Raw genomic sequence first — 8,512 nt, forward strand, 5'->3', positions numbered from 1 at the left:
CAAGCGGCAAGGACTGGTCCTAATATGAGTAAAATCAAAGCCACGGCTATTCCTTCAACGTCGTGAGGTGGGCCGTATCCAACGACGAGAAGGTCAATCGGATATGGTTGATGATGATTCCCATCACGAATACGCCCACAAGGACGTCAAGCAACACAGCCAACTCGACGAGGAGTGGCATTGCGTCGATCAGGAGCAAGCCAAAGATGAATACGCCGTTTTCAAGCACCAGGTATCCGACCACCTGAGTGATCGCCTTGTGCCGTGTAGTAAGCAGGATAAAGCCGCTGAGTACGGTCGCGAAGGAGACGGAGACGACAAGCGTACCTTGCTGTCCATTCACCAAGGGCAACGAGTCCGCGAATATCATGGCGAGTCCGGTACCTGCCGCTCCAAGCATCAGTGACGGAATGAATCCGAGAAGCGGCTCCACTTCGCGGCGAATGTGGGCGTCGCGTATCGCTTTGAAAAGCAGTTTGGGTATCACCACCCCTTTGACGGTAGCGGTCAGTAGGCACAATCCAAGCACACGCAAGCCGGGAGTTGCCTCCTGCAACAGCGGCATGAGTCCCAACAAGGCACCCTGAATGCCAACCGTCCGTATCAATACGCGCAATCGGCTGGAACCCAGCGCGACAAAGTCGAGCAGTACGGTCAGTATAAGAGCCAAACTCAGCATTGCATTCATAGTCCCGTTCATCGCAACAACAACGACGCGCCGAAGGCGGCCAACAGGCACGCGGACACCAGAAGTTTTGGGACCGTCACCATTCGAAGCCGCGCTATCGACGACTCGACGATTCCAATCGCAATCCCAATCGCGGCCATTGCGACAAGGAAGACCAGCCAGTCAAACGGGGAGCCCAAGCCGGTCTTTGGAACGATTAGATCGACAACAAGAACAGACATGACAAATAGCTTCACGGCGGCTGAGTAGACAATCATCCCGAAAGCAGGGCCGCTGTGATCGAGCACCATCACCTCGTGAATCATGGTGAGTTCAAGATGCGTGTTGGGGTCGTCCACGGGTATTCGCGAGTTCTCGGAGAGTAGAACCGCAAACCATGCCACGACAAGCAACGCGATAATTCCGATCGAGGCGACGGAACCGGTAGACGTGGGTGCGGCAAGCATGTGTGATAGGCTCAAGCTTTCGGTCAGCCGCGCCAACACGGCGAAACCGAGGAACAAAGCCGGTTCCGCAAAACTGGAGAAGGTGACTTCTCGTGCGGCCCCCATCCCCTCAAACGATGAACCCGTATCCAAGGCGGCGCTCGCCGTGAAGAAGCGGCCAAGGGCAAGAAGATACGCGGCTAAAATAACGTCTCCCGTGAAAGATACCGGCGCCGCGTGCATTCCGAATGGAATGAGAAGACCCGCGAGAAGTACCGTCGTTAACGACACGGCAGGCCCCATGAGAAAGACCCATGTGGTGGTCCTGCTCAGCGTCAGGTCTTTTCGCATCAACTTGAAAACATCGGAGTACACCTGCGTCAGCGGCGGCCCTACCCGGCCGCCAAACCAAGCTTTGGTCTTGTTCACAATCCCCAGCACGAGCGGAGGAAGCAGTACCAGCACCAGAAGATGGATGACTATGTCGAAGAACCTTGCCATGCTCACCTACACGGTCGCCAGTAGGACCAGCAATGCGGCCACGATGTAGACCAAGTACAACTGTGCGCGTCCTTGTTGCATGACGCGCACAAGCGAGAACACGTCCGCGGTGCGCCTGAACAGGGGAACTACCAACTGGTCAAGGACAGTCTCCGGCACGTGGCTTCGAAATACGTTGGTTTTGGGCCAATAGCCTTCGAAATGCACTTTCGAAGTATGTGGCCGTAGCGCCCACCCAAAGAGATTGACCAACATCTGCGCGAATGACGATGCCGTGTACTGCATGCGCGCCGCGGGCGCGATGTAGCCGCAGTCCCACGTTCCGGTGTACGTGGTCGTGCCTCGCTTTCGGGCACGCCATAGCATGAAGAACACGACCGCGGTCCCCCCCGCGACAACAGAGCCAGCCGCCATCAGAGGAAGGATAGGGGCAATCTCAAACAGACTCGGCGTAAGGTCATGATGAGCGAACTGCCAGTCGGTTGTTGCGCGGTCCATAAATGCGACCACGACGACAGGCGCAAGTCCGATCAGAAAACACAAACCCGCGAGAAGACGCATTGGCACAGCCATGCTGGGCGAACATTCGGACCCTGATTCTGCAATCTCGGTACGCGGCTCACCCAAGAAGACAATGCCGTAGACCTTTACGAAGCAGGCGACAGCCAATCCGCCGATGAGCGCGAGGGCCGCCGCGGTAAACGGAGCCAATGGCCAGGATCGCGCGTCCAGAGCGTAAGCCCGAAACAATCCGATGTAAACGAACAACTCGCTGATGAAGCCGTTCAGTGGGGGCAAGCCGCAAATAGCCACGGCCCCGATCAAGAACATGAGCGCCGTATGTGGCATGCGCTTAGACAGCCCGCCCAAGCGCTCGATATCGCGCGTATGAGTCGCGTGTATGACTGCCCCGGCGGCCAAGAATAGGAGTGCCTTGAAAAGCCCGTGATTCCAGACGTGAAGAACCGCCCCGGCCATACCCAGCGCGACAAGCGCAGGCTGCCCCAGCGAACGCCCAACCATCGCCAGGCCAAACCCCATGAAGATGATCCCGATGTTTTCAATGCTGTGGTACGCAAGCAGGCGTTTTATATCGTGCTGTCCCAACGCAAAGGCGACACCCAAGACACCCGATACCACGCCCAGCGCCACGAGCAGACTCCCCCACCATAGTGGCGGATGGGGAAACAGCCAACACACGCGCATGACGCCATACACGCCCATCTTGATCACGACGCCGGAGAACAGCGCTGAAACGTGGCTGGGGGCGTTGGCGTGCGCGGAAGGCAGCCACACGTGCAAAGGGAATAGCCCTGCCTTAATGCCGAAACCCGCAACAGCGATGAGGAAAAGCAAAGCGCCGAATGCGGGCTGCTCTGAGAATGGCTTCAGTTCGAGCGTGCCGGTGATTGCGAAGTAGATGGCAAAGAAACCGAACAGAAGCAACGAACTCAAGTGCGTCGCGACGAGATAGACCCAACCGGCCTCTTGGACGTCCTTCTTCTCATGTTCCGTGGCAATCAGGAAGAATCCGGACAAGGCCATGATTTCCCACGCGGTCAGAAACAGCAATCCGTTGCGCGCGATGAGAAGTAGGGCCATCGCCGAAGTCATGAGTCCGTAGAAGAAACGCAGCCGCACACCATTTTCCGGGTGCTCCGCTTGCGCCCAGTACGACAGGCCATAAAGCGCGCCCAAGGCCGACAAAAGGAACACGGACACTAGAAACGCAGCACTGAGACCGTCGAGCGTCACGTGGAATGCGCCGCCGGGTACTGCCCACGGCACGTTCAATTCAGGCGTCGCATCGTTTGCGAAGGTGAGTACCGCGCCTACAGCACCGATGGAGGTTGCGGCCAATGTGATCCCAAATGACCAGCGCTGCCCGGTGTCGGAGACACGGGAAAAGACAAGCGACGGAAGTCCGCTGCATGCCAACAGCAGTATCGCGGCCAGGACTAGAGTGAGACTGGTCACGGTTGCGTCCCCTATCCTGTCCCTTGGGTCCGGCTGGAGGACACGGCGTCTTGTTCAATGTGCCGTATGCGCGTCACCACCACTTCCGTGCCTGCTCGCGCCTCCAGCAACCGTAGCATTTCCGGATCTTCCAGGATACTGCCCAGTTTGGAGAGCAGGTGCAGATGTGCCGAGATCGTCGGTGTGACCATCGTGAACAAGGCGAAGACCGGCTGAAGATCGATAGCCTCGAAGTCGATGGGATGGTTCAGGTAGGCCAACATGACCACGGGCTGGGTCACCCGCAGCAGAATGGGATCGCGCGCATGCGGTATGGCAATCCCTTTGCCAAAGCCGGTCGTACCCTGCCGCTCGCGTGCCAGAAGCATCTCCAGCAGGTAGCCCCGGTCAGTGCTTTCGGGTAACGGCAAAAGAGCAACCACCTGCTCGAATACGCTGCGCTTGTCGTTTCCACTAACTCCGTGACGGACGCCGCCCCGGAGAACCGATTCTTCAAGCGAAGATTGCCGGGAATCGCCTTCCAGCGTGAACGGCACACGGCGCTTGTGCGCCCATTCGACGAGCCGGACCCGGCTGAAGTGATACCGATCATTGAAGCGCGCCGCAGGCAATTCGTCTTCCTGGACCCAACGGTAGATGGTGTCTTCACTTACGCGGAATAGCCTGGCTGCATCGCTGACGGACATCTGCATGATAAGTTGGCGCCTGTGTGGTGTTCGTTCCGCGAAGAGTGATTGAGCCCGAGCCTAGATCTCAAGTGCCCGGTCTTCGTTGGCCATGACTTGCAGCAATTCGTTCGCTTCTGACAAATGCGTCATAAAGTACTGTCGCATAATGTCTAGAACATCCCCCAACATCGGATGGCGAAGCGAATAATAGACCCTCTTGCCCTCTTTCCGGCTGACGACGACGCCCTTCGTCTTCATGATCGCCAAGTGAACCGACGCATTCGATTGCTCAAGTCCTGTCCGATCAAGGATTTCTCCCGTTGAGAACTCCCCTTCTCGGAGGATTTCCGCAATAGCCACCCTGCTCGGATGCGCCAATGCTTGAAAGATCCCTGATTTGAACTCTCGTAGACTTGACGACATCATAATTCAATTATATACATACATGAATGATCCTTCAAGTGAATAGATGATTTGTTCTGGATTTTATTTGCTGATTACATTACAAAATGAATAGTGTGAAGTATTAGAAATTGAGAAATTTGACGGTCTTGGTCTTATGAGTTCTTGTCGCGAAGCGTGAAGCATTTCGACAGCAACAACGCCCCCACCGCTCCAATCGCAATACCGGCAACAACGTCGCTAACGAAATGGTCCAGCGTGACTACTCGTCCAAAGCACAGCACAATGCCACAGGCCAGAATTGGAATTCGGAACCGCGGGTACACGACCGCCAACACCATAGCCACCGAAGCGATAGTGGCCGCATGCCCGGAAGGCATGGACCACAACTGCCAATCGGTCTCCAACCAGCGGAAACTTCCGTCGCCCTCTTCAAGGAAGATACGCGGACGCGGCCTGCCGACGAGGTACTTCACCGCTTTGGCCGCAAGACCCGTCGCGACCACGGAAACAAACAGATACGCCGATCGCGCGGCCCACACGTTGTACCACCACCGAAGTAACACATACCCCACCGCCCCGCCAATCACATACCACGCGGAATCGCCCGCCTTCGACAGCATCGACACCAACCCGCGAAACGGAGTCTCTTGATACGCCCTGAAGAAATAAGCCGCGCGTTCATCAACAAAGAAATAGGCCACCACCGCCACGACACCACACACGCCGAGCCAACCGGCGCAATACGTTAACAAAGGAGGCCACGACAGCTCTGCCCACGAAGTATTACGCCGCGAGTCTGAAGTCTCTTTCGCTTGGTGCATGCACCCCACTTCTACTCCCCAGTTCTCGGCCTTGTCGGAATCCCCAGACGATTATTGCAGAGAAGAAAGCGCATAAGAAATGCGAGTCAGACCAATTCGAAATGCACCATCGGCGAGCGAGTCACGCAAAAGCGCGCACAACCGTTATTGCACGTATGGAGTAGACCGGCTATTTCCTCGCAGAACCTAATCGTCCACGCCGGGGCGCAATTTGACGCCTCTCAAGTCACCGCCGCGGCTATTCCAGAGCATCTCTTCGAAGTTGGGCAATGCGGGTTCGGTGTGGATGAGCCGCCAGGCCTGGTCCTCTTCCTGGAGCCAAGTGAAGGTGACGATTTCGTCGGCGTGGCGAGGTACGCGCACGGTGCCGTCGGTCCAGTAGCCGAAGGGGGCATCGTCGTAGCGGCATGCGCGGCAGAGCGCGAACATCCGAACACGCACGGCCCCGGTTTCTTTGTACTCGGAAAAGTCCCAGGTGCGGATCTGCCTGAGGAAGGTTGTGTTGTTGTTGCGGAAGAACCACCACTTCCATGCGCGGCCCACGTATTCGCGGTGGAATCCGTTCGGATCTTGGTAACGGCAGGAATAAAGGTCGGTCAGTCGACGCCAGTCGCGCGCGTCGTAGGCCTTCTTGAACTCGTCGATGCGCGTGACGATTTGCTGCGCAATGAGCTTGTTCGGCCCCTCCGCGCCGTCGAAAGTCGGATAGACAATCTGACTCGCCGGTCGCGTGTCTTCCGGCTCGACAATGGGCGCCACGAATACAGCGCCGTCCGATGCTATGGATACGACTTCGGCGGGCAGGCTCTCGCTAAGGCTAAAGACGAAGTAGTCCAGATAGTTGACGGTGCCTTCGCGACGTTCTTTGGCGTCTGTAATCGCGGTAACGGTAAACGATGCACCCGCTGTTAATCCGTCTTTTGCCACCATGAACGAAGGGGACTTGGAGACACCGATGAGATGTTTGCTCAAACCCACTGCGCCGTGGGCCGCGCCTTCGACGCGATACACGCGGTACTCGGTTGCGCCGTCCACGGCAGGCCAACTCAAATCGAGCCCTTTCGGGCCGGTCTTCGCGCTGATCTCTCGCACCGCTTTCGGTACATCAATCGCGTAGGTTTGCCGCTCGTAAAGGTTCTCGTGCGTCTGCATGACGTACGTGTGGCCGTTGATGGTCATGATGCTGGCGGTGCCGTCGCCGTCCGCCTGCTTGAAGTGCTGTGCGAGCAATTCCTCATAGCCTTCTACCGAATTGCAGGTGCCGGGCGTTACCACGCGCGCGAAGTGATCCAATGCCTTCTTCGGGGTCTTGGGGGGCAACAACGGGATAAAGAAGTTCTTGCTTCGATTGGGGATCAACTCGTGTTGAAGGTACTTCTCCCAGAGGCCGTATGCCGCGCGGCAGAACAAGCCTTCATCGCCAATCCAGTCGATATCGCGCAGACTCTCGTGAAATTCGTTGATGTCTTTCGCAGGCTTGTACTGGAACGCGACCTTGGTCTTCTCCATGACTTGTTCGCGCGAGGAAATCAGCTTGTTGTTGACCACCTCGAGCAGCGTCGGGCAGATCACGTCGCGCCAGCAGTGCGCATTGTCGTAATCGAACAGGTCCCAGTACGGTTCGAATTGGTAGACCGTCGCCCCGAGCAACGCGCCTTGAAGAATCATCGCGCGGTACAACAACGGCGGCATCTGGCGCGGGTCGTCGGCCATGCGCTGACCGAAGAGTCCTGGCTCCAGCATGCGCGCGTTCTCGAACCACCACGACTGCGGCTCGACACCCCAGTGCTTCACCATGCCCGCGATCCAGAATCCCCACACGGAAGTCTGGCGTTGCAGGTGGCGCGGCCCGATGTGCTCATTCACGGCGAGCACATGGTCGCTGTGGTCCATGATGGCATCGACGAGCGTTTCGTGAAGCGCGTCGGCGCCGATATGCATCCACTTCAAATCCTGAAAGGACATGCTGATGTGCTTGCCGTAGCGTCCCGCCATGTCGATCATGTCGATGGCGTAGCGTGTCTCCGGCGGCAACGCATAGCGCGGCACGTTGAACGTTCGGTAGTGCTCCCAGCGCATCTCCGTGATGGTGTAGCTTTTGATACACGAGAACTCCTGCGTGAGCTTCTCAATGTACTCGGGATCGAACACGAACGGATCGTGCGGGTCGGCCACCTGCAAATTCGCCGGCGCGCCTGCCTCCTCCAACTCGCTGAAGATCCGGCGAAACACTTCATAGCGATTCACGTGGTCGTGAGTACGCACCTCCATCTGCAGTTGGCAGAGCGGCCGCAACTCATCCGGAAGGACGTCGCGCCAGACACGCACGGCCTCCTTCCCGTGCTCCGTGGCCGCGGCCATACGGTCTCCGCCTTCTCCGAACTGCTCGTCCGAGTCGGGAAAGCGGTTGGAGGTCTGCAAAATGATGAGCGGGTGTTCACGGTCGATTCGTGTAACCGGTGCAATGCGCGACTCGCTGGCCATGGTATCCCCCGGCGCGAATCCACCTATCCCCGGAGACCCGCCCGGTTCGATGGAAACACGCTGAATCTTGGTTGCTGGAATTGGTAAACATCGAGGCTTTGGGCGCTACCCCGAAGCCTTATGAGGGGATTCTATCAGATTGGCAGGCCAATTGAAAAGTGACGGCGAATTGTAATTACAGACACGCGGCCACTTTAACCTAAAGCATTACACGGCAGTGACTTCCAAGCACACGCGATCCCGTCCAGATTCTTTGGCGCGGTACAAAGCATGGTCAGCGGCGCTGAGCAGTTCCTCGCTCGTACCGCCGTGTTCGGGAAAGGCGCTAACCCCAATGGAAAGCGTTATGGCCGGAAGAGTAACCCCTCCGTGATGAATGCTCATTGTGCGCACGCCTTCAATCAAATTGTCGGCGCGTCGGCCAGCATCTTCTATTGAGGAGTCCGGCATGATGATCGCGAACTCCTCGCCGCCAAAGCGGCAGGCGATGTCGCTGGCACGCACATGGGTATGGATGAAGTGCCCCAGGGCTTTCAGAACTTC

8 protein-coding genes are annotated in these 8,512 nt (G+C 57.4%); all 8 read right to left on the reverse strand.

All coding sequences use genetic code 11. The features are described from left to right. Window positions 1-46: 46 nt before the first annotated feature. Entirely contained in the window at window positions 47-688 is a 642-nt protein-coding gene (locus tag K1Y02_10455) for a hydrogenase (GenBank protein MBX7256773.1), read from the reverse strand. 8 nt (window positions 689-696) lie between these two features. Further along, the gene (locus K1Y02_10460) at window positions 697-1,614 is read right to left on the reverse strand and encodes an NADH-quinone oxidoreductase subunit H (GenBank protein MBX7256774.1); all 918 of its coding nucleotides are present in this window, start codon (window positions 1,612-1,614) and stop codon (window positions 697-699) included. A gap of 6 nt (window positions 1,615-1,620) precedes the next feature. Then, window positions 1,621-3,591, reverse strand: a complete 1,971-nt coding sequence (locus K1Y02_10465; GenBank protein ID MBX7256775.1) for a hydrogenase — start codon at window positions 3,589-3,591, stop codon at window positions 1,621-1,623. Window positions 3,592-3,602: 11 nt separating this feature from the next. After that, a complete protein-coding gene (locus K1Y02_10470) occupies window positions 3,603-4,283 on the reverse strand; it encodes a PTS sugar transporter subunit IIA (protein ID MBX7256776.1) in 681 nt (226 codons plus the stop codon). A 54-nt stretch (window positions 4,284-4,337) separates the two neighbouring features. Beyond that, entirely contained in the window at window positions 4,338-4,682 is a 345-nt protein-coding gene (locus tag K1Y02_10475) for a metalloregulator ArsR/SmtB family transcription factor (GenBank protein ID MBX7256777.1), read from the reverse strand. A gap of 134 nt (window positions 4,683-4,816) precedes the next feature. Beyond that, on the reverse strand, window positions 4,817-5,485 hold the full coding sequence (locus K1Y02_10480) for a phosphatase PAP2 family protein (GenBank protein ID MBX7256778.1): 669 nt from the start codon (window positions 5,483-5,485) through the stop codon (window positions 4,817-4,819). 186 nt (window positions 5,486-5,671) lie between these two features. Beyond that, window positions 5,672-7,969, reverse strand: coding sequence for a hypothetical protein (locus tag K1Y02_10485; GenBank protein MBX7256779.1), 2,298 nt, complete (start codon window positions 7,967-7,969; stop codon window positions 5,672-5,674). A 207-nt stretch (window positions 7,970-8,176) separates the two neighbouring features. Further along, the coding region (locus K1Y02_10490; GenBank protein MBX7256780.1) for a GGDEF domain-containing protein at window positions 8,177-8,512 on the reverse strand (336 nt) is incomplete at its 5' end.

It is taken from the genome of Candidatus Hydrogenedentota bacterium, assembly GCA_019695095.1.
Classification (GTDB): Bacteria; Hydrogenedentota; Hydrogenedentia; order Hydrogenedentales; family SLHB01; genus JAIBAQ01.

Bases quoted from the DNA above. Each gene is read 5' to 3' on its own strand.
- K1Y02_10480 (MBX7256778.1), bottom strand. From the start codon at position 5,485: ATGCACCAAGCGAAAGAGACTTCAGACTCGCGGCGTAATACTTCGTGG.
- K1Y02_10460 (MBX7256774.1), bottom strand. From the start codon at position 1,614: ATGGCAAGGTTCTTCGACATAGTCATCCATCTTCTGGTGCTGGTACTG.
- K1Y02_10485 (MBX7256779.1), bottom strand. From the start codon at position 7,969: ATGGCCAGCGAGTCGCGCATTGCACCGGTTACACGAATCGACCGTGAA.
- K1Y02_10475 (MBX7256777.1), bottom strand. From the start codon at position 4,682: ATGTCGTCAAGTCTACGAGAGTTCAAATCAGGGATCTTTCAAGCATTG.
- K1Y02_10455 (MBX7256773.1), bottom strand. From the start codon at position 688: ATGAATGCAATGCTGAGTTTGGCTCTTATACTGACCGTACTGCTCGAC.
- K1Y02_10470 (MBX7256776.1), bottom strand. From the start codon at position 4,283: ATGCAGATGTCCGTCAGCGATGCAGCCAGGCTATTCCGCGTAAGTGAA.